The sequence below is a fragment of the Actinomyces johnsonii genome, from assembly GCF_006546835.1.
Taxonomy (GTDB): domain Bacteria; phylum Actinomycetota; class Actinomycetes; order Actinomycetales; family Actinomycetaceae; genus Actinomyces; species Actinomyces johnsonii.
Map to the genome: position 1 here is coordinate 113,289 of NZ_VICB01000001.1, position 25,008 is coordinate 138,296.

Annotated in this window: 17 protein-coding genes; all 17 read right to left on the reverse strand. The window is 69.6% G+C overall.

The features are described 5' to 3' along the window. Nucleotides 1-4: 4 nt before the first annotated feature. Nucleotides 5-2,155, reverse strand: a complete 2,151-nt coding sequence (gene drmB, locus FK256_RS00560; protein WP_141423306.1) for a DUF1998 domain-containing protein — start codon at nucleotides 2,153-2,155, stop codon at nucleotides 5-7. Beyond that, a complete protein-coding gene (gene drmA / locus FK256_RS00565; protein ID WP_141423307.1) occupies nucleotides 2,152-6,042 on the reverse strand; it encodes a DISARM system helicase DrmA in 3,891 nt (1,296 codons plus the stop codon). Before drmA ends, drmB begins: the two co-directional genes overlap by 4 nt. Next, nucleotides 6,032-10,306, reverse strand: coding sequence for an Eco57I restriction-modification methylase domain-containing protein (locus FK256_RS00570; protein ID WP_170197877.1), 4,275 nt, complete (start codon nucleotides 10,304-10,306; stop codon nucleotides 6,032-6,034). The genes drmA and FK256_RS00570 overlap by 11 nt, the downstream gene beginning before the upstream one ends. Then, the gene (drmD, locus tag FK256_RS00575) at nucleotides 10,303-13,479 is read right to left on the reverse strand and encodes a DISARM system SNF2-like helicase DrmD (RefSeq protein WP_244936082.1); all 3,177 of its coding nucleotides are present in this window, start codon (nucleotides 13,477-13,479) and stop codon (nucleotides 10,303-10,305) included. Before drmD ends, FK256_RS00570 begins: the two co-directional genes overlap by 4 nt. 371 nt (nucleotides 13,480-13,850) lie before the next feature. Further along, nucleotides 13,851-14,267 carry a DUF2550 family protein gene (locus FK256_RS00580; RefSeq protein ID WP_141423309.1) on the reverse strand — a complete coding sequence of 139 codons (417 nt, stop codon included), beginning with the start codon at nucleotides 14,265-14,267 and terminating at the stop codon, nucleotides 13,851-13,853. A 3-nt stretch (nucleotides 14,268-14,270) separates the two neighbouring features. After that, nucleotides 14,271-14,540: a F0F1 ATP synthase subunit epsilon gene (locus FK256_RS00585; RefSeq protein WP_009233415.1), complete on the reverse strand. Its 270-nt coding sequence runs from the start codon at nucleotides 14,538-14,540 to the stop codon at nucleotides 14,271-14,273. A gap of 55 nt (nucleotides 14,541-14,595) precedes the next feature. Continuing rightward, a complete protein-coding gene (atpD, locus tag FK256_RS00590; RefSeq protein WP_021606907.1) occupies nucleotides 14,596-16,032 on the reverse strand; it encodes a F0F1 ATP synthase subunit beta in 1,437 nt (478 codons plus the stop codon). Between the two features lie 93 nt (nucleotides 16,033-16,125). Continuing rightward, nucleotides 16,126-17,073 (reverse strand): F0F1 ATP synthase subunit gamma, encoded by a 948-nt coding sequence (locus tag FK256_RS00595; protein WP_021606906.1) that lies wholly within the window; start codon nucleotides 17,071-17,073, stop codon nucleotides 16,126-16,128. Between the two features lies 1 nt (nucleotide 17,074). Further along, a complete protein-coding gene (atpA, locus tag FK256_RS00600) occupies nucleotides 17,075-18,706 on the reverse strand; it encodes a F0F1 ATP synthase subunit alpha (protein ID WP_141423310.1) in 1,632 nt (543 codons plus the stop codon). 132 nt (nucleotides 18,707-18,838) lie between these two features. Beyond that, nucleotides 18,839-19,654, reverse strand: a complete 816-nt coding sequence (locus FK256_RS00605; protein ID WP_141423311.1) for a F0F1 ATP synthase subunit delta — start codon at nucleotides 19,652-19,654, stop codon at nucleotides 18,839-18,841. After that, nucleotides 19,651-20,256 carry a F0F1 ATP synthase subunit B gene (locus FK256_RS00610; RefSeq protein ID WP_141423312.1) on the reverse strand — a complete coding sequence of 202 codons (606 nt, stop codon included), beginning with the start codon at nucleotides 20,254-20,256 and terminating at the stop codon, nucleotides 19,651-19,653. Before FK256_RS00610 ends, FK256_RS00605 begins: the two co-directional genes overlap by 4 nt. Beyond that, nucleotides 20,256-20,465 carry an ATP synthase F0 subunit C gene (atpE, locus tag FK256_RS00615; RefSeq protein WP_009233409.1) on the reverse strand — a complete coding sequence of 70 codons (210 nt, stop codon included), beginning with the start codon at nucleotides 20,463-20,465 and terminating at the stop codon, nucleotides 20,256-20,258. Before atpE ends, FK256_RS00610 begins: the two co-directional genes overlap by 1 nt. Before the next feature lie 85 nt (nucleotides 20,466-20,550). Continuing rightward, complete coding sequence (atpB, locus tag FK256_RS00620) at nucleotides 20,551-21,423, reverse strand: F0F1 ATP synthase subunit A (protein WP_021606902.1); 873 nt, start codon at nucleotides 21,421-21,423, stop codon at nucleotides 20,551-20,553. A 221-nt stretch (nucleotides 21,424-21,644) separates the two neighbouring features. Next, nucleotides 21,645-22,106: a pseudouridine synthase gene (locus tag FK256_RS00625; RefSeq protein WP_141423313.1), complete on the reverse strand. Its 462-nt coding sequence runs from the start codon at nucleotides 22,104-22,106 to the stop codon at nucleotides 21,645-21,647. Next, nucleotides 22,103-23,353 carry an MraY family glycosyltransferase gene (locus tag FK256_RS00630; protein WP_021606900.1) on the reverse strand — a complete coding sequence of 417 codons (1,251 nt, stop codon included), beginning with the start codon at nucleotides 23,351-23,353 and terminating at the stop codon, nucleotides 22,103-22,105. Before FK256_RS00630 ends, FK256_RS00625 begins: the two co-directional genes overlap by 4 nt. Beyond that, nucleotides 23,350-24,120 carry an L-threonylcarbamoyladenylate synthase gene (locus tag FK256_RS00635; protein WP_141423314.1) on the reverse strand — a complete coding sequence of 257 codons (771 nt, stop codon included), beginning with the start codon at nucleotides 24,118-24,120 and terminating at the stop codon, nucleotides 23,350-23,352. Before FK256_RS00635 ends, FK256_RS00630 begins: the two co-directional genes overlap by 4 nt. 132 nt (nucleotides 24,121-24,252) lie before the next feature. Next, a complete protein-coding gene (locus FK256_RS00640) occupies nucleotides 24,253-24,966 on the reverse strand; it encodes a response regulator (RefSeq protein ID WP_141423315.1) in 714 nt (237 codons plus the stop codon). Nucleotides 24,967-25,008 lie beyond the last annotated feature (42 nt).

Below are 25,008 nucleotides of genomic sequence, written 5' to 3' on the forward strand. Positions count from 1 at the left end.
TCCTCTACATGCCCTGGTAGTCGGAGAAGAAGGCGAGGTCGTGGCTGCTCCCCGTGCCAGCGCCCGGGCCGCCGTTTACTTCTGGCAGCGGAATGACGAAGCGCCGGTCGAGGAAGCGGTTGGCCCGCTCGCAGGAGGTCTCCGAGACCATGGTGCAGCAGTGGCAGGCGGCACCGTGGAGGAAGTCCTCGGGGTCCTGGGGAATGCGCCGGGCGCAGACCGGGTCCGAGGAGCAGCGGGTCATGGCGCGCAGGGCCTGGCCCAGGATGTCGGCCAGGCGGCCGGGCTCGGATAGGGAGACCAGCCCGCCCAGGGTGCCATCGGAGTCGGAGGCGGTGGTGGTCAGGAGCATCCCGGCCGCGGCCTCGCGCTGCTCGGTGGCGCGCCAGGCGTAGAGGCGCTCGCTGATGGAGGCGGCCCCGTAGCCCGAGGACATCGCCATCTGGCGGATGAGGGCGTGGGCGAGGGTGTGGATGAGCCAGTAGCGCGGCGGGGCGAGGCGCTCGTCGGGGTTGATCTGCTTGGCCGTCTCGGAGAAGCGTCGCTCGAAGTTGCGCCGGTGGGCGGCGCGGTGGGAGTCCCACACGGGGGTGGCGAGCACCCTAGTCTCCCAGCGGGCGACGGCGGCCTCGTCGAGCTGGATGAAGATCCCCTCGCCGCGGTCCTCGGTGGCCGGCACCCAGGTGGGGCGGCCGGAGCGGGCCAGGGAGACGAGCCGGGCCTCGGAGTCGTCGACCCGGTCGTAGTCGTCCACGCGGGTGAATCCGAGGATGGCGTTGACCTTGCGCAGGCGGTCGACGGCGAGCACCCGGCTCACCCCGGCCGGTACGTCCCCGAGGCCGCGTGGGGAGATGACGAGCCCGCTGTCGCTGTCCTCGTGGTGATCGCCGGGTGGCTCGGTGAGGAGATAGTTCCATTCGGGTACGAGGAGGTCCACCGGGTCCCAGCTCTCGCGCCGCTTGAGGCGGTCGTCGTCGCTCTCCGCGGGGAGGGCCAGCATCCTCAGAAGCTCGGTGAGCTCGTCATCGTCAAGGTCCCGCAGCCGGACGGCATCGGCGTCGCCTCGTTTGAGGAGCATGCGGACGAAGGGAAGGTTCTCCCCTACCGATTCGAGATCGTCGTCCAAGGCTCGTCCCAGGGCTGTCAGGCGATCGCGTTGTTGCTCCGCGGGGTCCAGGCGCGGCATGTCGATGATGGACTGGGTGGCGGCGAACCAGAGGTTGGAGGCGCCCACGAGCATAACGCGGGGTTCGGCCTGGCAGCCTCCCTCGGTGAAGATCCCCAGGTGGGGGTGGCGGCCGCGGCAGCGCGGGAGCCGCTGGCGCCCCTCCTCCCCCAGGGCTTGGGACATTCCTCGGCGGGCTCCACAGGCGCGGCAGGAGATGAAGGCGGTGGCGCCCCGCTGGGAGGTGTCGCTCATGGCGAGCTCGGGGTGGGCGGCCTTGGGGCAGTGGGCGCCCTCGTGGACCCACCAGTCGTAGGGGAACTCATCGAGGTGGCCACTCGGGCAGACGATGAGGTAACGGGCGGGCACGCACGGTGAGCGCCGTCTGCCCTTGCGCCTGACTGCGCCCTTGGCGCCCTTGCGCCCCTGGGCCGCGCCCGATCGGCCGGGGCGCCCGGGGCAGTCGATGTGCTCGAAGACGGCCTGGTCGGGCCGGAAAGGATGGGTGTTGTGATAGCCGTTGACGAATCGGCTGAGCGGCGCCAGGAGGTCGCAGCCGGTGCAGCGCATCCACTGGGGGAAGACCCGCGCGGGTACTCCCAGATCGTCGCCGTCGCGGCGCGCGCCCGGTCGCGAGGGTTGCCAGGGGAAACGCCGCAGCTCGCCTACCTGGTGGCCGAGCATGAGCTGGACCGTTTCCAGGAGACGGGGCGCGTGGACGGTGATGGGGGCGGCGGCGCGGCGCCGCCAGATCCGTTCCCAGTCGTCCAGGCCCGTGGGCATAACCGTGAAGTGGGGCAGGTCGATAATGGCGCCGGGGCCGTAGGTGTAGAGCAGTGTCGTGGGCCGGGCGGAGCCGACCTTGGCGAAGTTCTTCTTGGCCTGGTTCTGGCTGAGGTCGTCGGCGTCGCCGAGAGGGTCGACGCCGATCCCGTCGTCGAGCTCGGCGCCGCCCGGGCCGTCCTGGTCGATGTCCTGGTCCTGGCTCACCGTTCCTCCTTATCGGACCGGGCCTCATTGGCGTCACTGTCCTCAAGTGGCTCCTGTCGCTCCCAGGCGGGGGCGTCGTCGGTCGAGTCGTCGACGAGTCGGGTGGGGTCCGGGGAGACGAGGAGGTTGATCTCGGGCTGGACCTCCCGCATGGAGCCGGCGACGACGAAAGGGGCGTCGTCGCGCCTGGAGCCGCGGCTGCCGGCCGATTCGGCCGAGCGCAGGAGCGGGAAGTAACTGACATTGTCCACACCGCGCTCGTAGACGAGCTCGCCGTGCTTCTTGGCGACCTCCCGCTGGCGCTTCTTCCACTCCCCGACGCGGCCGGCCAAGCGGTCCCGGGCGTACTTGCTCTCCTCCTCGCCGGCGGCCGCACTGATGCGGATGGAGAGCTTGCCTACGAGCCGGTCGAGGGCCTCGGCCTGTTCGGTGACGCGTCCGGCGTTGTGCTCGGGGTTGAGGCCGTCGCTGCATCCGGCCTGGGTGACTCGGGCGGCGGCCACGAGGGCACCGTCGATCCCGCGGTCGATGGCGGTGACGGAGAAGGGGGTGACGGTCAACGGTTCGACGCGCGCGTAGAAGGTCTCGTGGAAGTGGCGGAACTGCTCGTAATGGGCCAGGTCGCGGGGCCGGGCCCAGTTGCCCAGGGTGATGACGAGGCCGGGACGGTTCGCATCCCGGCCCACGCGGGAGGTGGCCTGGATGTACTCGGCGGTGTTCTTGGGCTGGCCGACGACGAGCATGAGGCCGAGGCGGGAGACGTCCACACCCACCTGGAGCATGGAGGTGGCCAGGACGACGTCGTAGGGGTTCGCCGCGGCCTCTCGCCGCTCCACCTTCTTGCCTGCCTGCGCGGCTGCGGCCGCGGCGGTCTTGGCGGTGGTGGAGTCGACGCCCGGGTCGAAGGTGAGTGCCATGCGGTCCAGGGTCGCGGTGATGTCGGTGGAGGCGATGCGCGAGGTGAGCTCCCCCAGGTGCAGGGCGCCGAAAGCCGTGCCGCGGCGGCGCGGCAGGCGGGAGTCGCGGCCGGGTTTGGCCAGGCCGGTCTGGATGTCGTCCTGGACGTAGCGGGCCATTCCGGCCAGCTCCCGGGTGGCGGAGAAGTATCCGACGAGCGTCATGTAGGGGTCGGCGGCGGCCCCGAGCCGGTCGAAGAGGAGCTGGGCGCCGGCCATGACGGTCTGGGTGGTCTGGATTTCGGCCGCCGTCAGGCGCACCCCGGTGGTGGACAGGCCCACGTAGAGGCGCCCGGGGTGGGCGTCGTCGACCTCGACGGTGCGGGAGAAGAAGGTGTCGGAGGCGTCGAGGACCTGGGGCGGAAAAATGGTGACGTCGCGGCCGTAGAGGCCGCGGACCTGATCGGCGACGTTGCGGACGGTGGCCGAGGAGGCCACCAGGAGGGGCTGTGCGGGCCGGCCGTCGGGTGCCCTCCAGGCGCACATGGTCTCGACGGCGGTCTCGAACAGGCCGACCGTGGTACCCAGGGCCCCGGTGATGAGGTGGAGCTCGTCCTGGATGATGAGGTCCGGGGGCCGCAGCCGGGTGGCGGGGCGGATCGAGGCCACCGGCAGCTCTCCCTTGGCCTGGTGGCGACCGTTCTCGCCAAGCGTGCAGCCGGTGAAGTCGTGGGTGGAGTCGTGACCGGGGTGGGGGACGTAGCCGTGGCGCTCGCAGCGGCGGGCGACGTGCCCGAACAGCGTGGCGGCGTGCCCCTCGCGGGCGAGGCGAGCGAGCTTGTCCACGGTGGCGATGACGAAGGCCGGAGCGAGCCGGTAGATCTCCTCGTCGGTGGTCAGAACCGGCAGGCCGTCGGGCACGTTACCGTCGCCCTCGGAGAAGGGGCACTCGCCGAGCTCGTCGGAGCAGCGCAGGATGACGCGATCGGCGCTCCCAGCAGCGGGGCCGATCTTGACGTCGCCTGGGGTGAGGGTGCGGCCACACCAGGGGCAGTGGCCGAGCTGGAGGGCGGAGAAGCGGTGCCCCGCCCCGCTGCCGCCCTGGTCGTTCAGCCGCTTGAGCTCCTCCTCGGCCTCGCTCACCCGCTTGGGGGACACGGCGGTGCCGACCCACAGGCCGATACGGAAGGGCTCCTCACCCCAAGTGGCGGGATCCTCGCGGCGGGAGAGCTCGGCGGCGCATACGAGGGTGGTGGCGCGCTGGAACTGTTGGGAGGTGAGCAGGCGCAGGGTGTAGCGCATGAGGACGGTGACGCCGGAGCGCCCGTCGATGGGTCCGTCGGGGGTCTCGAGGAGTCCCTGGCGGCGGCGGATAGCGAAGGCGTAGGCGGCCAGCCCCAGGTAGGCCTCGGTCTTGCCACCACCGGTGGGAAAGAAGAGGAGCTGGGCCGCGGCCAGGTCGCCGGAGCGGCGCGGCAGGGCGGGGTCGGTGAGGGCCGGCAGCTGCATGAGGATGAAGGCGAGCTGGAAGACGCGCCAGTGGTGAGGGTAGCCGCCGGCCAGGACACGGGCCTCAGCCTCCTCGACGCTGAGGCCGGAGTCGACGGCACGTGCGGCGGCGATCTGGGAGTGGACGCGCTGGTCGGCCATGACCCGGTTCATGAAGGCGAAGCAGCGACGGGCCTCGGGGTCGGTCAGAAGGTGGTCAATGCCCTCGGTGAGCTGGCCCAGGACCTGTCGGGCCTCAGCGAGAGCCTCGGCGCCGGTATCCCGCAGGTGCTCCGGAAGGGCGGCGACGGCAGTCTCCTGCTCCCCCAGCCAGGCCGTGTAGGCCTCCGCGATGGGTTCCAGGGCAGCGCGGAGCTGGGCGGTGTTCTGGGACTCCGCCGCGGTGGCCAGGGTGCGCATATTGAGCTCGGCTGCCGGGACGGGGGTGGCCGTGGTCTGGGGCGTCTCCACAGTGGGCATCCAGGAGGTGCGGACCTGGAAAGCGCGGCGGGGTGCGCTCTCACCGGCCTGGGGCTTCCGCAGGCTCCAGTCGGCAGAGCAGGTGCGTCCGACAGCGAACTCGAGGCGGTCGCGATACTGGAGCTCGAGGCGGGCCTCCTCCGGATCGGAGGCCGGCTGCACGCCGGAAGCCGGAGGGAGGAGGGGATCGTGGACGGGGAGGAAGACGTCCCGGTTGTCCGCATCCACATGGATCTGGGTCTGGAACATCCAGGCATGGACAGGAATGCGGCGGGGCGTGATCTGGTCGTTGCACAGGGCGAGCTCGATGAGGTAGCGGTCGCTCGGCCCGCCGGCCGGTGAGGTGTCCCGGTGGGAGTCAACGCGCAGGGTGACGTCGTCTTCGAGTACGTAGTCCTGGGTGCGGCCCGGGGTGAGCTCGGCCAGGGGCAGGGGAAGGCTGTGGTGGTGCGGGATGCGCCGGTAGCGCGTGATACGGGAGTCCTGGCTACTGGCCGGGTCGGAGGGGGAATCAGGAACATCTGCGTCATCGCGGCCGGTGGACTCGTAGGTGCCCCAGCTGATGTGGATGGTGATGGACTCCAGTTCAGCGGGGTCGGCGGGGACCTGGAAGCGCAGTCCCATGGAGGCCGGAATCATGAGTCCGCGGCGCACGGGTTCGTCATCGGTGTCCTCGCCGGGGTCCTCCTCGGCAGTGGCGTTGGTCATCTCCTCCTCAACGCCGGTGACGGGGGCGCCGGTGGAGGCCGCGGCCTCGAGGTCGTCGGCGGCGCCGGTCAGGCGGGTGGGGGCGATGCGGCCCAGGAGGTAGCGATCATCGGGCGGGGTGGTGAGGACCTCGGTGTCTCCCTCAGCGGGGCCAATAAGCTCGCGCCTCAGCACTTCGACGATTCCGGCGCGAGCGGAGGCGGAGGTGTTGCCGAGTTCCTCATCGAAGACGTAGGCGGTGCCGTCGTGCGAACGAGTCCCGGCCGACGGGCCGGTGGATGGCGTGCCCGCGGAGGGAGCGGTCTCAGATGTCAAGGGTCGCCTCCTGGGCCTGGGCGGAGTTGGCGGGCTTGCGGCCGCGCCGGGAGCGGGAACCGCCGATGGACTGGCCGGAGGCTGCCGCGGCAGCGGCCTCGGCGGCGGCGCGGCGGTGGTTCTCCTCCAGGAGGCGGTCGAGGATCTCCACGCGGGTGGCCGGGGGCACGGTCCATCGGGTCATCTCCCGATAGGTGTGGAAGCCATGGGTGAGGTCGAGGTCCTCCCAGCCGTAGGCGGCGGCGACGGATGCATCGAGCTCCACGTGGATGGCGCGCATGCGGTCCACATCCGGGTCGGTTCCGGTCTCCAAGCCTGGGTCGTTGACGAGGTTGTAGAGCTTGGTCAGCCCGAGCTTGCGGCGCAACATGATCTCCCGCCGCTCGGTGTCCAATGTGCGGCCGATCGCCTCCAGCTCCGACGTGGGCTCAGGCCGAGGGAAGGTCTCAAAGACGTCCGACGGCGTATAACGAGGATCGTTCCGCATACCCGACCCATAGGCGATAGCCCAATACTGATGAAGCGAGGACGACAGAACCGCCTGCTGAACGTAAGAATCAGTTGCAAATACAACCACCTGCTCACTTACCACCTGCTGCGTAGAAACACGAACCAACATGACAGACTTACTTACCCGAGCAATAACAAGCATCTCATTGAGATCCGCAATCGCTTTCCGCATCGCCGGCCGAGAATTCCAGTATTTCCACCATTCATTAACCATACGAGGATACTTTACTGCATCCTTCACCACACGTTCTGGACGAACCTTATCAAACACATGCCGCCACGGCAGCTTATACTGCCGCGCTGCCTCTTGACTTCGCTCATTGAAGTCCACAACCCACCGGGAAGCGGAACAGTCTGAACGAGAGTTAAGATCCTCTCCATTGAGATAAGGGAAAAGCACCTCGGAATTGCGAGGATCCTCCGCAATCCACTCTCGCACCTCTCCTGCATCCAAGATAAACCCCTTGCCAAGAATATAACATCCAACAAAGGAAATGCCACCGTTCTCACCGAGACGTTCAGGCTTCCCTTCTACACGACCGACCGGTTCGAGAAGGCTGCTGATCCGGGGTACCGGCACATCATCACAGATCGTCGTTGTATGCGAGGGGACAGTACCACGCATCCCCCATACGGCCGCGAACTCGAGGTTGGCACCCTGTGAGGGCCAAGAGCGCGACCGAATAGCACGGGTGATGGTGAAGCCGAAGTCCACCATCTGATCCAGCCCTACCTTACGGGTACTACCCTGAGCAATGGTGTTGGTGGCAATGAGCCCCAAGGTGCCATGTTCATTGAGCAGCGAGAAGGCTCGGAGGAAGAAGTATGCGACAAGATCGGCGTTGCCCGATTCATTCCCTGCAAGGACACTGACGAACCACTCTCGGAGATTCTGCCCCATCGTAGGGCTGATCTTCATACCCCCCAGGAAAGGAGGGTTCCCAATCACAGCATCAAAGCCTCCTCGTTCCATGACCTCGGGCATGGCCAGGGGCCAGTGGAGGCAGTGCCAGTGATCGTAGTCGGTGGGCACGGTCGGGGTGAGGCCGCGTTCCAGGAGGGCCTCGAGCATGGAGTCGTCACCGGCTCCCTCAGTGGGGAAAGCGCGGCCGAGGGCCACCGCCAGGGCTCCGTAGGCCTCATTGATCGTTTGACCCGATTTCGCCTCAGTCTTGGGGATAAGGCCCACAGACACGATCGCGTCGGCCACTCGGGTCAGAAGCTTCAGGTCCTCCTCATTCTTATGCTGGAGGCGCTGCTTGGTCGTCGTCGAACGGGCGGGGTCGGTGCTGCTGACCTCGCTGGCGAGGTCCTGGCGACGGTTGGTCACCCTCTTGACCACGGTGTCGACATCGAGAGCCTCGGCATAGGCGCCGGTGCGGTCGAGCTCGAAGAGTCGTTGTGTTGTTGTCGCTGCTGCGGGGTCGATGTGCTGGGCCTTCAGCTGACGCAGGTCGGTCAGGCCCAGGAGTGAGTTGCCGACGAAGACCTTGTCATCGACGAAGCTGAAGGGCTTGTCCTCATCCAGCGAGACGAGCCACAGGGAGAGCTTGCACATCTCCACGGCCATCTCGTTAATGTCCACCCCATAGAGGCAGTGGGCCACCACCTTCCGCAGGGCCTGGCGCTCCAGGTCGGCGGGTCGTATGCCCTGATGCAGCGCGCCCTCGCGGGTCCAGGCCTCGACGAGCTCGCGAGCCAGGAAGCGGGCCGCTGCCACAAGGAAAGCGCCCGAGCCGCAAGCGATGTCCGCCACGTGCAGGTGGAGGATGTGGTCGGAGGATACCGGCTGCCACTGGCTGCGGTCGTCGGTCTCATGGGGGCCGGGTGAGTAGACGAGTGGCTCCAGGGCATACCTCACCATCTCCTCGGCCAAAGCGCGGGGGGTGTAGTGGGCGCCAGCGTTGCGCCGTGACGGGGTCTCGGTCACCACGAGGCCCCCTCGCTGGATGACGACCGGCCGGCCCCGTAGGTCCCTGCGGATGACGCCGATCCAGGGGCGCAGATCCGCGCGCAGGGCCTCATCGCGGGTCACGGCGAGCAGGGCGCGGTCGGCGTCGGACAGCGTGTCCCCGGCGGCGAGGGCCTTGGCCAGGGCTTTGGGGCTGGGTGGCTTGGCTCCGGGCTGGTGCTCCTTGAGCCAGGCGATGATCGCCCCGGCGAGGTCGGCATCTTCGGCATGCTGCTCGGCGAGCTCGTTCAACACCGATAGCGGGAGCTCGGGCTCCTCACCGTCCTTGCCGAGCAGGCCGAGGACCGTCTCCTCGGCGCGGGTGCAGGTGTAGCCGAGCAGGCCCTCGTAGATATAGCCGATCTGCTCCACGTCGATGTCCCGGAAGGAGAGGCGCCGGGCCTCCTGCCCCTTGAGGCGGGCGGTCTGGAGGGAGCGCAGCACGTGGAGCATAACCCGGTCGGAGACGGTGAGCAGCAGGGTGCCGCTGGCATCCGTGGCCGTCAGGAAGGGGAAGCGTTCGGGGTCGAACAGGGAGCCGCCGTAGGCGGGGATGCGCATGTCCTCGGCGTTGACGCCGCTGTGCAGGGCTCGGGAGGTGGCCAGCAGTCGATGCCAGGTCAGGCTCGTGCCGTCCATGGACTCCTCGCCCTCGTCGCGGGCGCGCGCCTCCAGGGCGTCCAGGACCGTGGCCAGGCCGTAGCCGCCGGTGTAGAGGGAGTTGGTGGGCAGGAGTCCGCGTTCCTCGGCGAAGAGGAGGAAGACGCAACGCATCATGACGGTGACAACCGCCTCGTAGACCTCCCGGGGCTCGGCTCCCAGCGGATCGCAGTCCGCCTCTCCGCCCGTATCGTTGCCCTCAGTACTCTCTCGACCCGCCGGGGCCTCGCGCTCGGCGGCATCGAGGAGGGCGTCGGACAGGGCGGAGACGATGAGCTCGACTGCGCTGCGCACCTGGGTGCCCAGGGCCTCGGTGACCTCCTCCGCCGCCAGGACCGATTTTTCGAAGAGCCGGGGCAGGCGCTGCGCCGCGGTGCCGCCCACCAAGCGGCGCACGCTCAGGAGCTCGCAGAAAGCGTCGCGGGTGGCCGGCTCCTCCACCCAGGTCTGGCAGTCGACGACTCCGGAGGCCGCACTCCCCTCCCGCGGGGCGCTCACCATGGCCCACCAGCGCCCGTCGGTGACTACACCGATCGAGCAGGTGGAGCCCGGGGCTCGCAGCATCGCGGCCATCCGGTCGATGGGGCTCGTTGCCCAGCCGTCCTGGCCCACCTCCCGCAGGGAGTCGGCCGGGTCGGTGACCAGGACTAGGGCACCGGTCTCCTCCCCGCGCAGAAGCGCCCCGGTCGGGGTGACCGTCACAGCCTGGATGCCGTCGGAGGCGGCGCGGTAGGTCTCCGCGAGCGCCGGGTGGTCCTGCGCCGTCGTCCAGAGGCCGCCCCAACCCAGGACCTCGGTGAGCACGGTGTCCACCCAGGCGTCCCGGGCCCGGCGGTAGGAAGCCAGGGCCGCCTCGGAGCCCCGGTCCGCGTCCCAGGCGTCCCAGGCCCGGTCCAGGGCGGGCTTAGCGGCACGCAGCATCTCGCGGCGCTCGCGGCTCAGCCCCGGTATGCCCTGCGGGTAGAGGTCGGTGAGGACGGGCACGGAGAGGAAGGGGCCCTCGGTGTCCACCAGGCCCAGCCACTGGCGGTGCTGCTGGGCGGTGCTGCGCCCACCCGAGGCGCTGTGACTGGCGCCGCCGGCTCCCCTGCCAGCGTTACGGTCTCTGGTGCGGCCCTTCGATGCGGGCGTCTTCGGGCTCATGACTGCCTCCCCCAGGTCTCGGCGTCCTCCTCGGTGACGGCCAGGACGAGGGCCACCGAGGAGACGTAGGGCCGGACGTCCTCGTAGCGCGAGCGCACCGCCGTCTCCTCGCGGGTCTCCTCCCCGGCCAGGTCCTCCAGGCGGTCCTCCATGGCACGGATGTCCCGGGCACGCTGCTGGCGCTGCTCACCGGACCACAGGTCCAGCATCGCCTGCTGCTCGCGCTCTTGGGCGTGCAGGTGGGCCAGAGAGTCCGTCAGGTTGGCGCGGAAAGCGGCGAAGATGCCGCGCACGCGGTCGAGATCCGCCTGGCAGCGCTCGTCGAGGCTCTGGTGGACGCCCGCCTGCAAGCTCTGGGCCCGGCGGGCCGTCTCCTCCACGAGGCGGGTGCGCAGGTGCCCACCGTCGTTCCACAGGGCCGCCAGGTGCCTACGCACCTCGGGGCCGGCCAGGCGGTAGCTGCCGGGGTCGAGGGAGCGGTCCAGGACCTCGTGCAGCGTCTCCTCGGCGATGCGATGCCCGCGCAGCCGCACACCGGTGACGAAGACCTGCTCGTGCAGACGCAGGCCGCCGCGCCCCACCAGTACCAGGCGGGACATGGAGGCGGCGCAGGAGTGCTCCAGCCCCGGTAGGACCACGGCCGTCACCCGGTTGACCTCCGAGTGAGGGCTGAAGAGATTGGCACGCAGGATGCGGGTGGACTTGCGCATGAGCGGATGGCCCAGGTGGACGTGGACGATGCCGGGGACGCGCCCGGCCTCCTCATTGAAGGTCACCGGCCGCAACCGGCCCGGCTGGAGCCGGGTATCCAGGCCGGCCACCGCGTCCTGCCAGGAGCGCGCCAGATCCGGGACCGCGAAGACGCCCGCGTCGGTCAGCTCGGAGCCGATCTCCTCCAGGGGAGGCTGATGGGTCATGGCGAGGGCCTCGTCCACCACACGCCGACCGGCCTGCGGGGTCAGGTGCATGCCCGCCTTGGTCCGCTTATAGCCACGGGCCAAGGCAGTCAGCTGCTGGTTGAGCCGCCCGCTGCCGGCCAGGGCGGAGTCGATGGCCTTCTCGTCGTGGCCGCGGGCCGGGGCCTTGCGCAGGCTGCGGCCCAGGAAGCGCGTAGTGATCTGCTCGTCGATGAGCGGGTTAACCGCGCCCAGGTCCCGGGTCTCGGTGGCGATCTTCTCCGCCAGCCGTCCCAGGAAGTCCTGGTGCCCCGCGTAGAGACCCTCGCCGGTGGCCACGGGGGCGAGGTAGAAGATCGTGGGAGTCTCTCGCTGGCCGTAGCGGTCAATGCGTCCCACCCGCTGCTCCAGGCGAGAGGGGTTGAAGGGGACGTCGAAGTTGACCAGGCGGTGGCAGTAGGTCTGCAGGTCGATGCCCTCGCCGGCGGCGTCGGTGGCCACGAGGACGCGCACGTCCTCCTCGGCTGGATCGGCGTTGAAGCGCGCCCGGATGTCCTCGCGCTCCTCGGCGGAGGTGGAGCCGCGGATGACCGCCAGGCGCTCGCCGTAGCCCTGCTGGCGCAGGACCGAAACGATCCAGTCGAGAGTGTCCGCGTACTCGGTGAAGACGACGACCCGCTCATTGGTCCACGTGCGCCCGTCGGGCCGGCAGACGGCGTCGAGCATGGACATGAGGGCCTCGAGGCGGGAGTCGGGGCGGGACTGGTAGCCGCGCGCCCACTGGGCCAGATCCTCAAGCTGCTCGCGCGTGGCGGCGCTCAGCGGGTCCGAGCCGCGGGTTGCCAGCAGCGTGTCCAGCTCCGGCTGGGCGATGAGGCCCTCCTCCTCGTCGGACTGCCCCGAGCCCATGACCTCGGTGTAGTAGTCGTCGTAGGCGTCATTGTCGTCGCCGAACCAGTCCGGGTCGCCCGCGGGCAGGGCGGGAGCGAGGTAGCCCTCCAGGGTCTGGGCGAAGGCCCAGGGGCTGGACAGGAAGCGCTTCTTGAGTAGGAGGGCCGCGATGTCGAGGTTGCGCCGCCCCTGGGCTCGCCCGGAGCTGCGCAGCAGCGAGTCCAGCTCGGCGTAAGCGCGCTCCTCATCGCCGGAGGGCTCGTAGGGGAGCACCTCGACCCGGCGGCTGCGGAAGTCCTTGTCGGTGATCTGCGACTTCAGGCGCCGCACGGTCACCTCCTCCAGCGCGGTGGAGTCGATGCTCGCGCCGCGGGCGAAGCGGCGCGGATCGATCATCTCCAGCAGGGCGGAGAAAGACTCAGTGTAGCCGTTGTGGGGCGTGGCGGACAGGAACAGGCGGTGCTCGCACTTGTCCGCCAGGCGCCGCAGGGCCCGGGTACGCTGAGAGTCCACGGCGTAGCCGCGCCCTCCCCCGGCCGCCGAGGGCGCCGCCGGGGCCACGTGGTGGGCCTCGTCGACGACGAGCACGTCGAAGGCGTAGCGGCGGGCCGATGCCGAGCGGTCGGTCTCCGCCAGGACCTCGCGCAGGAGCCGCTGGGCGCGCACGCCCGGCAGCCAGGCCATGGAGACGATGATGCGCGGGTACAGTCGCAGCGGGTTGGCGGCCAGGCCGTAGGTGCGCCGGTCGGCGGCCATGCGCGCGGAGTCCACGATGACGAAGTCCAGGCCGAACTTCTCGCGCATCTCATCGCGCCACTTCAGGGCCAGGCTCGGCGGGCACACGATGATGACCGAGCGGGCCCGGTGGCGCAGGAGGAGCTCCTCGATGACCAGGCCCGCCTCGATGGTCTTGCCCAGGCCAACGTCGTCGGCCAGCAGCAGGTTGGTGCGCGGGGCTGCGAGTGCCCGGCGCAGCGGCTCGAGCTGGTAGGGCTCCAGGGTGGCGCCCGAGCGGAAGGGGGACTGGAAGGCCTTGGGGTCGGCGGAGGTGACGGCGCCCCAGCGCACGGCGTCGACGAAGGCGCCCAGGGTGTCGGGGTCGTCGAAGTCGTCGGCGGAGATGGTCTCCGGCAGGCCCCGGTCCGGGACCACGGAGTTGCCGACCTCGAGCTCCCAGACGACGCGCAACTCCTCGCCCATGCGGTCCTCGTCCAAGGACTGGAGGGTGACGACGTGCTCGAGGAGGGGGCGGCCGTCGTCGGCCGAGCTGCGGGGCAGGCCCTGGGCCTTGACCTCGGTGACGGCCCAGATGGCGCCCCGGACCTGGACGATCTGGCCCGTCTCGGGCGGCGCCGGGGTGCGCGATACGGCGGCGATCTGGGACACGATGATTTCCTCCGGTCGCCTGGGACAGGGAGTCGCACCTTGCGGGCAGCCACGCGACCGCGTCATCCTAACGCAGCCGCGCCGGGCACCGTACCGGCTCAGGGCCTGTTTCTCAGGCGCGATCCTGGGCCGACTGGATGATGATGACGACGAGGCTCATGAAACTGAGGCGACCGCAGCCTCGAGCGCCGTCGAGAACGTACTTCGTGATCGAGGACTGCGATGTCCTACAGATGGCTGGGGGCGGACCTCAGTAGTCTGCGGGAAAACGCAGTTCTCGCGGGAGAAGTACGTCCCCGATCTGACCAGGAAGCCGCGCCCGCCCGGCGGAAGCAACGGCGAGGCTCACCGACGGAGGTCGCCAGCAGAGCTCAGTAGAGGCTGGGCTGCTCGGGGGCGGCGGACTCCACCCAGGCGACCAGCGCCGAGTGCGACTCCTCCATCATGGCCAGGTCGAAACCGTCGGAGCCGGCGGTGGCATCCACGCAGTGGACCTCGACGACGCGCCCCTGCTCGCGGCGCCGCCTGGCCGCGGAGAGCTCCAGGTCCAGGCGCCTCCACACCCGCGAGGGGCGCGTGGACAGGGACATCAGCCGGTACCACTGAAGGGAGTCGAGGCGGAAGGAGGCGACCCCGCTCAGCCAGCGCTGGCCGCCCGGCAACCGCATGGCGCACTCGAAAGAACCGACCTGTCCGGCCAGGTAGCGAAGACGCACCAGGAACCCGCCTGCCAGCAGCACGAGGGCGATGATGCCGATCGTCAGGATCATCCACACGTGCTGCCCCATGCCTCAGGCCTCCGCGTCCTGCTTCACATGGTCGGCGGCGATCGTGATGACGTCGTGGTCCACGGAGCAGAACCCACCGGACACCTCGATCCTGCGCATCTCACCGTCGACGGGACTCAGGCGCACCGGCCCGGAGCCGAGGACAGCCAGGAGGGGCTGACGGCCGGGCAGGACGCCAAGCTCCCCATTGATCAGAGGCACGGAGACCTGCGTCGCCTCACCGGTCCAGGCCTCGCCCGCCGGCGAGACCACCTCGACACTCAAGACACTCAAGGCCGTGTCCCCTCCTTTCCTGCTCCTGCACCGGGCCTGACCCGCATCCTACGTCTCAGTCCTTGAGCTCGGCGGCGCGACGCTCCAGGTCTTCGATGCCGCCGATGTTGAAGAAGGCCTGCTCCGGCAGGTGATCGTAGTCGCCGTCACAGATGCGGCGGAAGGCCTCGATGGTCTCCGACAGCGGCACGGTGGAGCCGGCCACGCCGGTGAATTTCTCCGCCATGTAGGTGTTCTGGGACAGGAACTGCTCGATGCGGCGGGCGCGCGCCACCGTCACCTTGTCCTCCTCGCCGAGCTCGTCGACGCCGAGGATCGCGATGATGTCCTGGAGCTCCTTGTTCTTCTGGAGGATGGACTTCACGCGGGTGGCGACGTCGTAGTGCTCCTGGCCCACGTATCCGGGGGCCAGCAGGCGCGAGGTGGAGGTCAGCGGGTCCACGGCCGGGTAGATGCCGCGCGAGGCGATCTCGCGGCTGAGCTCGGTGGTGGCGTCCAGGTGGGCGAAGGTCGTGGCCGGCGCCGGGTCGGTGTAGTCGTCGGCGGGCACGTAGATCGCCTGCAGGGAGGTGATGGAGTGGCCGCCGGCGGAGGTGATGCGCTCCTGGAGCTGGCCCATCTCGTCGGCCAGGTTGGGCTGGTAGCCCACGGCCGAGGGCATGCGGCCCAGCAGCGTGGAGACCTCGGAGCCGGCCTGGGTGAAGCGGAAGATGTTGTCGATGAACAGCAGCACGTCCTGGTGCTGGACGTCGCGGAAGTACTCGGCCATCGTCAGGGCGGATAGGGCCACGCGCAGACGCGTGCCCGGCGGCTCGTCCATCTGGCCGAAGACCAGGGCGGTCTTGTCGAAGACGCCGGCCTCGTCCATCTCGACGATGAGGTCGTTGCCCTCACGGGTGCGCTCCCCCACCCCGGCGAACACGGAGACACCGCCGTGGTTCTGGGCCACGCGCTGGATCATCTCCTGGATGAGGACGGTCTTGCCCACACCGGCGCCGCCGAACAGGCCGATCTTGCCGCCCTGGACGTAGGGGGTGAGCAGGTCGATGACCTTGATGCCGGTCTCGAACATCTGCTCCTTGGACTCGAGCTGGTCGAAGGCCGGGGGCTGGCGGTGGATGGGCCAGCGCTCGGTGATCTCCAGGTGCTCGCCGGGGGCAAGGTTGAGGACGTCGCCGGTGACGTTGAAGACGTGGCCCTTGGTCACGTCGCCCACCGGCACGGAGATCGGCGCGCCGGTGTCGCGCACCAGCGAACCGCGCACCAGGCCGTCGGTGGGCTTGAGCGAGATCGTGCGCACGACGTTGTCGCCCAGGTGCTGGGCGACCTCCAGGGTGATCTCGTGGGGCTCCTCGCCGGCACTGGTGGCCTGAACGGTCACCTTGAGGGCGTTGTACATCGCCGGGATCGCATCAGGCGGGAACTCGACGTCGACGACGGCGCCGATGATGCGGGTGATGCGTCCCGTCCCGGGGGTGGTGGTGTCAGCCATGTGCGTTCTTCCGTATCTTCCAGAGCTGAGAAGGGGTCCTGCTCGGTGAGGTGAGTCTGTATGGGGTCTCGACGACGTCGGGGGCTACCCGGCCTATTCGGCCCCCAGGGCATCCGCACCCGAGACGATCTCGGTGATCTCCTGGGTGATGTCGCCCTGGCGGGCCGCGTTGGCCAGGCGGGTGTAGGTGATGATGAGGTCCTCGGCGTTGTCCGTGGCCGTGTGCATGGCCTGCTGGCGGCTGGCCAGCTCGGAGGCGGCCGACTGCAGCAGGGCGTTGCGGATGCGGGAGCCCATGTAACGGGTCAGGAGTGCGTCGAGCACCTCCGAGGCGCCGGGCTCGAACTCGTACAGCGGCATGGAGCCGCCGTGCTTTTCCGCCAGCTCCTTCTCGAGGGCCTCGTTACCGGCCTCGTCGAGCTCTCCGGCCCCGGCGACGTCGACCACCTTGAGCGGCAGCATCCGGCGCACTTCGGGGACCTGGGAGACCATCGAGACGTAGCGGGTGAAGACGATGTGGACCTCGGCCACGCCGCCGGCCTCGTGCGGCTGGAGGAAGTAGTCCAGGAGGGTGGTGGCCACTTCCTCGATGGACTCGTCGCTGGGACGGTCCGACTGCCCGGTCCAGGAGAACTCGATCGGCGTGCCGCGGAAGCTGAAGTAGCTGTGGGCGCGCCGGCCGAAGGTGAAGATCACCGGCTCCTTGCCGTCCTTGACCAGCTCCTCGATGAGGCGGCCGGTCTCGCGCAGGATGGTGGCCGAGTAGGCGCCGGCCATGCCGCGGTCAGAGGTGACCACGAGGATCGCCACGCGGTTGGTGTCCGTGCGCTCCTGGGTGATGGGGTGCTCATCAAAGCGGGAGTAGGAGCCCAGGGCGGCCACCGCCTGGCTCAGGGCATGGTCGTAGGGCGAGGCCTCCTGCGCGTTGCGGCGCGCCTGCCCGATCCGGGACGAGGCGATGAGCTCCATCGCCCGGAACACCTTCTGGAGGGTCTGGGTCGATCGAATGCGCTGCTTGTAGACGCGCTGGTTACCTGCCACGTCAGCCCCTCTTGACCACGAGCTGCTCGGCGGTCCTCTCGGCGGCGGGCTCCTCCTCGGGGGCGGCGACCTGGGCGCCGAGCATCTGCTCGCCGGAGGCGAAGGTGCGCCGGAAGGCCTCGACGGCCTTGACGAGAGCCGCGTCGGTCTCCTCGCTCAGCTCCCCAGTGGACTCGATGTCATCCAGGATGTCAGTGTTGCGCCGCAGGTGGTCCAGGAAGGCCTCCTCGAAGGGCAAGACGTCGGCGACGTCGAGGTCGTCGAGGTAGCCCTTAGTGCCGGCCCAGACGCTGGCGACCTGCTCGGCCACCGGGTAGGGCGTGTACTGGGGCTGCTTGAGCAGCTCCATGAGGCGCTCGCCACGGGTGAGCTGGGCGCGGGTGGCGGCGTCCAAGTCGGAGGCGAACATGGCGAAGGCCTGCATGGAGCGGTACTGGGCCAGCGTGATCTTGAGGGTTCCGGCGACTTTCTTCATGGCCTTGACCTGGGCGGCGCCGCCCACGCGGGACACGGAGATGCCCACGTCGACGGCCGGGCGCTGGTCGGCATTGAACAGGTCGGATTGGAGGAAGATCTGCCCGTCGGTGATGGAGATGACGTTGGTGGGGATGTAGGCCGAGACGTCGTTGGCCTTGGTCTCGATGATCGGCAGGCCGGTCATGGAGCCAGCCCCCAGGTCGTCGGAGAGCTTGGAGCAGCGCTCCAGCAGGCGCGAGTGCAGGTAGAAGACGTCGCCGGGGTAGGCCTCGCGGCCCGGCGGGCGGCGCAGCAGCAGGGAGACGGCGCGGTAGGCCTCCGCCTGCTTGGACAGGTCATCAAAGACGATGAGGACGTGCTTGCCCTGGTACATCCAGTGCTGGCCGATGGCCGAGCCCGTATAGGGCGAGAGGTACTTGAAGCCGGCCGGGTCGGAAGCCGGGGAGGCCACGATGGTGGTGTACTCCAGGGCGCCGCGCTCTTCCAGGGTGGCGCGCACCGAGGCGATGGTGGAGCCCTTCTGGCCGGTGGCCACGTAGATGCAGCGCACCTGCTTGTTCGGGTCGCCGGTCTCCCAGGCCGACTTCTGGTTGAGGATCGTGTCCAGGGCGATGGCGGTCTTGCCAGTCTGGCGGTCGCCGATGATGAGCTGGCGCTGGCCGCGACCGATCGGGATCATCGAGTCGATGGCCTTGAGCCCGGTCTGGAGGGGCTCGTGGACCGACTTGCGAGACATGACGCCGGGGGCCTGGAGCTCCAGGGCGCGGCGGCCCTCGGCTGCGATCTCGCCCAGGCCGTCGATGGGCCGGCCCAGCGGGTCGACGACGCGCCCCAGGTAGGCGTCGCCCACGGGCACGGAGAGGACCTCTCCAGTGCGGTGCACGACCTGGCCCTCGTCGATGCCGTCGAAGGACCCCAGGACGACAACGCCGATCTTGCGCTCCTCAAGGTTCATGGCCAGGCCCGCGGTGCCGTCCTCAAAGGTGAGCAGCTCGTTGGCCATGACGCCGGGCAGGCCCTCGATGTGCGCGATGCCATCGGCGGCGAAGACGACGTGCCCGACCTCCTCGGCGGCGACCTCGGCGGGCTTGTAGGACTCGGCGAACTCGTTCAGGGCCGAGCGGATCTCCTCGGGCCTGATGGTCAGCTCTGCCATCTCGTCTCCTTGCTGGTTGCGTTCTGGGGGCCGGCGGCGCGAGGCGTAGCGGCGTCGGCACGGGGTCAAGTGGGTGAAGTTGTGGGGCCGGCACGGGACCGGTCCTTGGACCGGTGCGCGCCAGTGGTGTGGCTAGCCCGCCAGGCGGGTTCGTAGCTCGGCGACGGCGCCGCGCACCGTGTGGTCCAGGACGTGGTTGCGGATCATGATGCGCGCCCCGCCGATGACCTCGGGGTCGACCTCGCAGTTAAGGTCGATGCGGTTGCCTAGGCGCAGCTCCAGGATCGTGCGCAGGCGCTTCTCCTGGGCAGTGGTCATCGGGATGGCGGTGACGACGTCGGCGATGATGCGCTGACGCATCTCGGCGGCCAGCTCGACAACGCGGCGCAGGTTGCGCAGCGGCCCGCCCTCGGAGCGGTGGCGCACGCACCAGCGCAGCAGGCTCATGGCCGGGGCGCTGACGTGGGCGGCGAAAACGGCCTCGGCCAGACGGACGCGGGCCTCGGTGCGGGTGCGCCGGGAGGGGGCCAGGGCCTCGCGCAGTTCGCGGTCGTCGGCGATCCGCTCGTGGACCTCGAAGAGCTGCTGCTCGATCTCCCCGACGGTGCCGTCGGCGTGGGCCCCGGCGAGGATCGCCTCGATGCCCAGGTCGTGGAGGGCGGAGATGAGGTCGACCGGCTTGGACCAGCGCCCGCGAACCATGGCGCTGAGCAGGTCGACGACGCGCCCGTCCACGGCCCCCTCGAAGAGCCGGCGGGCCAGCGCCACCTTGTCCTCGGGCTCACGGCCCGGGTCGGTCAAGGGACTGGCCAGCGAATGGGCGGCGACCTGGTGGGCCAGGGCGAGGACCTGACGCCCCAGCTCCTGGCCCTCGACGCCCGCCGCCGCGAGCACCGGGCTCCAGGCCTGGCTCACGGTCTCACGGGTGGCTCCGGTGCCGGTTCTCACTGCTTGTCCTTAGCGGCGAAGTCGGTGTTCCAGCTTGCTGCCACCGGTGCGTCAACGCCCTCGACGGGAGGCATGGCCTCGAGCTCGTCGAGGAAGCGGTCGATGACGCGCTCGGACAGAGCCGTGTCCTTGAGCTGCTCGCCGACGATGCGCTCGGCCAGGGTGGAGGCGAGCATGCCGACGTCGGTGCGAAGCGAGATCTGCGCGGCCTGCTTGTCCGCCAGGATCTGGCGCTGGGCGCCATCCAGGATGCCGGCAGCCTCGGCCTGGGCGTCGGTGCGGGCCTGGGCGACGATCTCCTTGGCCTCGCTCTGGGCGTTGTCGCGGATGCGAGCGGCCTCGCGGCGGGCCTCGTCCACGAGCCGGGCGGCGCGCTTCTCGGCGTCGGACTGGTCCTGCTTGGCCTTGTCGGCCAGGTCGAGGCCCTCCTGGATGCGCCGAGCGCGCTCGTCCAGCACGGCGTAGAGCCGGGGCAGGGCGAAGCGGCCCACCACCAGGAGGATGAGCAGGAGGACGACCGCCGCCCAGAAGATCTCGTAGAGCGGGGGCAGGATGAAGGCAGTGCCTCCTACCTGCCCGCCCTCGGCAGCCAGGGGAAACATCACTTGACGACGAGCGGCAGGACGAAGCCGATGAGGCCCAGGGCCTCGACCATGCCCGCGCCGATGATCATGTTGGTGAACAGGCGTCCGGCCACCTCGGGCTGACGGGCCGTAGCCTCCTGGGTCTTGCCGACCAGCAGGCCGATGCCGATGCCCGGGCCGAGCGTGGCCAGGCCGTAGCCGACGTATGCGAGCGCGGTGAGGGACATATTCGGTTCCTTACTTTCTGGCGCCGGGTGGCGCAGGTGGGGGTCGGTGGGTCGAGAAGAGTCTGAAACGACGCGTCCGTGCCGTCTAATGTGCCTCGATGGAGAGCTTGATGTAGACGGCGCTGAGGATGGTGAAGATGTAGGCCTGGAGAACCGCGACGAAGACCTCGAACATTGTTACCACGATCATGGCGGCGCCGGTCAGGAGGCTGATCGTCGAGGAGGCCTGAAGGTGCAGTAGCAGGCTGGTGGTGCCGAAGAAGGTCATGCCGAGCAGCAGGTGGCCGGAGACCATGTTGCACAGCAAACGCAGGGTGAGCGTCACCGGGCGCACGATGAAGTTCGAGAGGAACTCGATGGGGGTGATGAGCAGATACATCGCCTTGGGCAGGCCTGGGGGGAAGAGCTGGGAGGCGAAGAAGTGCCCCGCGCCCTGCTCCTTGATCCCGGCGCCGATGAAGGTGATGTAGGTCAGGGCGGCGAACACCATGGGGACGGCCACCACGGAGGAGGCGGCGATATTCAGGCCCGGGATGATGCCCGACAGGTTCATCGCGAGCACCCCCAGGAAGAGGGTGCCCAGCAGAGGCGCGAAGCGGCGGCCGTTCTTGTTGCCCAGGAGCATGAGGGCAACGTTGCTGCGCACGAAGTCGGCAATGATCTCCAGCAGCGCCTGGCCGCGTCCGGGAACCATCTTGAACTGGCGGGCGGCGGCCACCCCCAGCGTCAGGCACAGGAGGCCCCCCATGACAAGACGGACGAAGGTAAGGCGGTTGAACTCCAGGAGCGTGCCCCGTCCGACGATCGCCTCGGGGAAGAAATCTTCGACGCCGGGCGAGTGGGGGTGCTGGGTGAAGGCGGGTACAGCGGTCAGCGCGATGACCGCGACCAGGAGGACCAGGAGCACCCAGTACCACAGCGGTTTGACGAACGGCTTGGCGTCAGCCGTCCGCGGCACGGCGACGTCGTCGGCTGCCGTGCCGTTCTCGGTGACGGTGTTGGTGGACAGGAGATCCTCCCAATGTCTTTCACGCTTCGAGGTTTGACCTTAAGTCTGCCCCGACAGGCCTGCTAATCACTGGCAATGCTAACGCCTAGGGATGATTCAGCGAAGCGAACCCGGCCCGCCCCAGTAGACGAACACGGCCCGGAAGGCCCGCAACCGACCCTCAGCAGCGATCAGGAGTCGTCAGTCGAGTCGCCGTTCATCGGCTCAACCGCAAGGATCGGCGCCTGCGTCAGCACAGTCGCCTCCGAAAACATGCCCACCAGGATCGCAACGATGAGTGAGACCCCAATCACTCTGCTGTCGAGCCCCAGCGCCCGACCCCCCAGCAGTGCCACAGCCAGAATTGCGACTTTTCCAAGGTATCCACCGGCCATCCAGGCCACGAGGGCCCCCATGGAGGAGCGGACCATGTGGTCCAGGAACCACCAGGTCGCAGCCAGGAGCACCGTCGTCGAGCCCGCCGCAACCGGCAGCGTGCCCAGCGGGCGGGCCACTGCGCCGCGGGAGCCGGCGATGAGGCACCACAGGGCCTGAGCGGCCACCAGGACCACGGCGGCCACGATGAGAATCCGGCGCAGGCGGGCGGCGGCATCCCTCAGGGCGGAGGCGTTCGCACTCGTCGATCTACTCACGGGCGCGTCCCTTCAGATGACCCGGACTGAACCGGCACGGCGGCCCCTTGCGGCGCCTGCCCCTCGGCCGGGCGCGTCACCTCGCCGGTTCCCGAGACGTTGCGGGAGATAACGATCCGCTGCCCCTGGCGGTCCTGGCGCCGGCGCAGCGCCGAGCGCAGGCCGTGGCGCACCCCGGGCATAAGGTCGACGGTGACGACGAAGGCGAACAGGATCGCGATGGCGGCCCCCACCATGACCCATGGCAGGGGGAAGAAGGCCATGGCGGCCACGGGGAAGGAGGCGACGGCGGCCCACAGGTACATGACCAGAACGGCGCGGCGGTGGGAGTGCCCGGCGGCCAAGAGCCGGTGGTGCATGTGCATGCGGTCGGGGTGGGTGGGGCTCAGGCCCTTCCTGGTACGGCGCACGATCGCCATGATCATGTCGGTCAGGGGCAGCAGGAGGACGGCCAGCGGCAGAAGGATCGGCATGAAGGCGGGAAGGGCGCGGGAGCCGTCGAAGCTGCCGGGGTCGATCTGCCCGGTGACGATGATGGTGGAGGCGGCCGAAACCAGCCCCAGCTGCATCGCCCCGGAGTCGCCCATGAAGATGGTGGCCGGGTTGAAGTTATGGGGCAGGAAGCCCAAGCACACGCCGATGAGCGCGGCCACGATCGTGGCGGCCAGGGAGCTGTAGGAGCCGGGGCTCGTGGCTCGGGTAAGGACGTAGGTGTACAGGAAGAAGGCAGTCGAGCCAATCCCGACGACACCGGCCGCCAGCCCGTCGAGCCCGTCGACGAAGTTGACGGCGTTGATGGCGGCCACCACGACGATGACGGTGGAGATGAGGGACAGGCGCGAGGAACCGATGGTCAGCCCCGCCACGGGGAAGGTGAGGAGCTGAACGCCCTGCCAGGCCATGACGCCGGCCGCCAGGATCTGTCCGGCGAGCTTGGTCATCCAGTCCAGCTCCCACAGGTCGTCGACGACGCCGAGCAGGCACACCAATCCCGCTCCCAGGACCACCGCCCAGGCGCTGGAGTCGATGACGTCGGAGAGGTAGGGGATCTGGGAGGCCACGCTGATGGCTGAGAACAGGCCGAAGAACATGGCCACCCCGCCCAGGCGCGGGATGGGGGTGGAATGGACGTCGCGGGCCCGCACGGGGGTGAGCGCGTTGCTCACGAGGGCGATGTGCCGGATGATCGGCACGGCCACGTAGGTTGCCACGGCGGCGATGGCCATGACCAGGAGGTAGACCCTCACGCCCTCACCTCCGCCCTGTTCGCCGCTGCGTCCGCCGCCGGTGCGGCGAGGTCGATGCCGGCCGTCCGCTCCAGATCCTCCTGCGTCAGGACCCCCTGGCGCAGGATGCGGGGGGCGCGGGCGCAGGGGCCGGCGAGGGAGACGATGGTGGAGGGGACGGGACCGGGGGTGGCCCCGCCGTCGAGCAGAAGGATGTCCCCGGACGCGAGGGCGCCATCGCCCTGGGCGCTCAGGGCCTCCTCGTCGGCGCCCCTGACCCGTCCGGGGAAGGCGGCCCGGGCGGAGGCGGCGTCGGTCGCGGGCGGCGCACCGGTGGGATTGGCGGAGGAGACGGCCAGCGGCCCACTGCGGCGCAGGAGGTCCAGGGCGAGCCTGTGGTCGGGCATGCGCACGGCAATGGAACCGCCACTCTCCCCCAGGTCCCAGGTCAGGGCCGCATCGGCGTCGAGGACGAGGGTCAGCGGCCCGGGCCAGAAGGCCTCCATGAGGGCTCGGGCGGCCTGCGGCACCTGGGCGACGACGCCGGTCAGGTCGGCGGGGTCGGCCACGAGCACCGGCGGGGGCATCTGGCGCCCGCGCCCCTTGGCGGCCAGCAGCCGCTCGACCGCCCCGGCGTCGGCGGCCTCGCACCCGATGCCGTAGACGGTGTCCGTGGGCAGGATGACCAGCCCGCCCGCACGCAGGTGCTCGCAGGCCGGTTGGAGGGGGTCGAGGCGGGAATGAGCGGTGCTCGCGGAGGGCTGCGGGGGGGGGCTCACGTCCCGCATCCTGCCACGGATCGGGTCGGCTACGGGACACTGAGGCGGTGTGGGCCGAGCCGCGATGTCAGACCGTCACCTGCAGCGGTCGCCCATCGTCCGCACGGGCTCCGAGCTCTCCGAGCCCGAGCTGCGCCCCGCCTACACGATGCGGCGGGCCACGGCCCAGCGAGTGAGCTCGTTGCGGTTGGACAACTGGAGCTTGCGCAGAACCGCGGAGACATGGGTCTCGACGGTCTTGACCGAGATGAACAGCTCGGAGGCGCACTCCTTGTAGGTGTATCCGCGGGCGATGAGGCGCATGACCTCGCGCTCACGCACCGAGAGCCGATCGAGCTCGGTGTCGGCCACGGCGACCTCGCCCGTCCCGGCTCCGAAGGCGTCCAGGACGAAACCCGCCAGGCGCGGGGAGAAGGCGGCATCGCCGGCAGCCACGCGCCGCACGGCCTGGGCCAGGTCCTCGGTCGAGATGGCCTTGGTGACGTAACCGCGGGCGCCGGCCCGGATGACGCCGACGACGTCGTCGCTGGCGTCCGAAACGCTCAGGGCCAGGAAGCGCGTCTCGGGAACGTCGTGGCAAGAGGCGACGACCTCGGCCCCGCCCCCGCCATTGCCGCCGGGCAGGTGGACGTCGAGCAGGACGACATCGGGCCGCAGAGCGTGGACGGCGGCAATGGCGCCCTCGACGTCGTCGGCCTCGGCGACGACGTCCATGTCGGAGGCGTGCGCGGTCAGCTCGGAGCGCACCCCGGAGCGGACCAGGGCGTGGTCGTCGACGACCAGGATCCGCAGGGGCGCGCCCGCCGAGGCGGGCGGGCGGTTGTCTGATGGGGTGCCGGCGGGGGTGTCAGCCATGGGGTCTTCCTGGTGGTGACGTCGGTGCGGTGAAGAATGCGG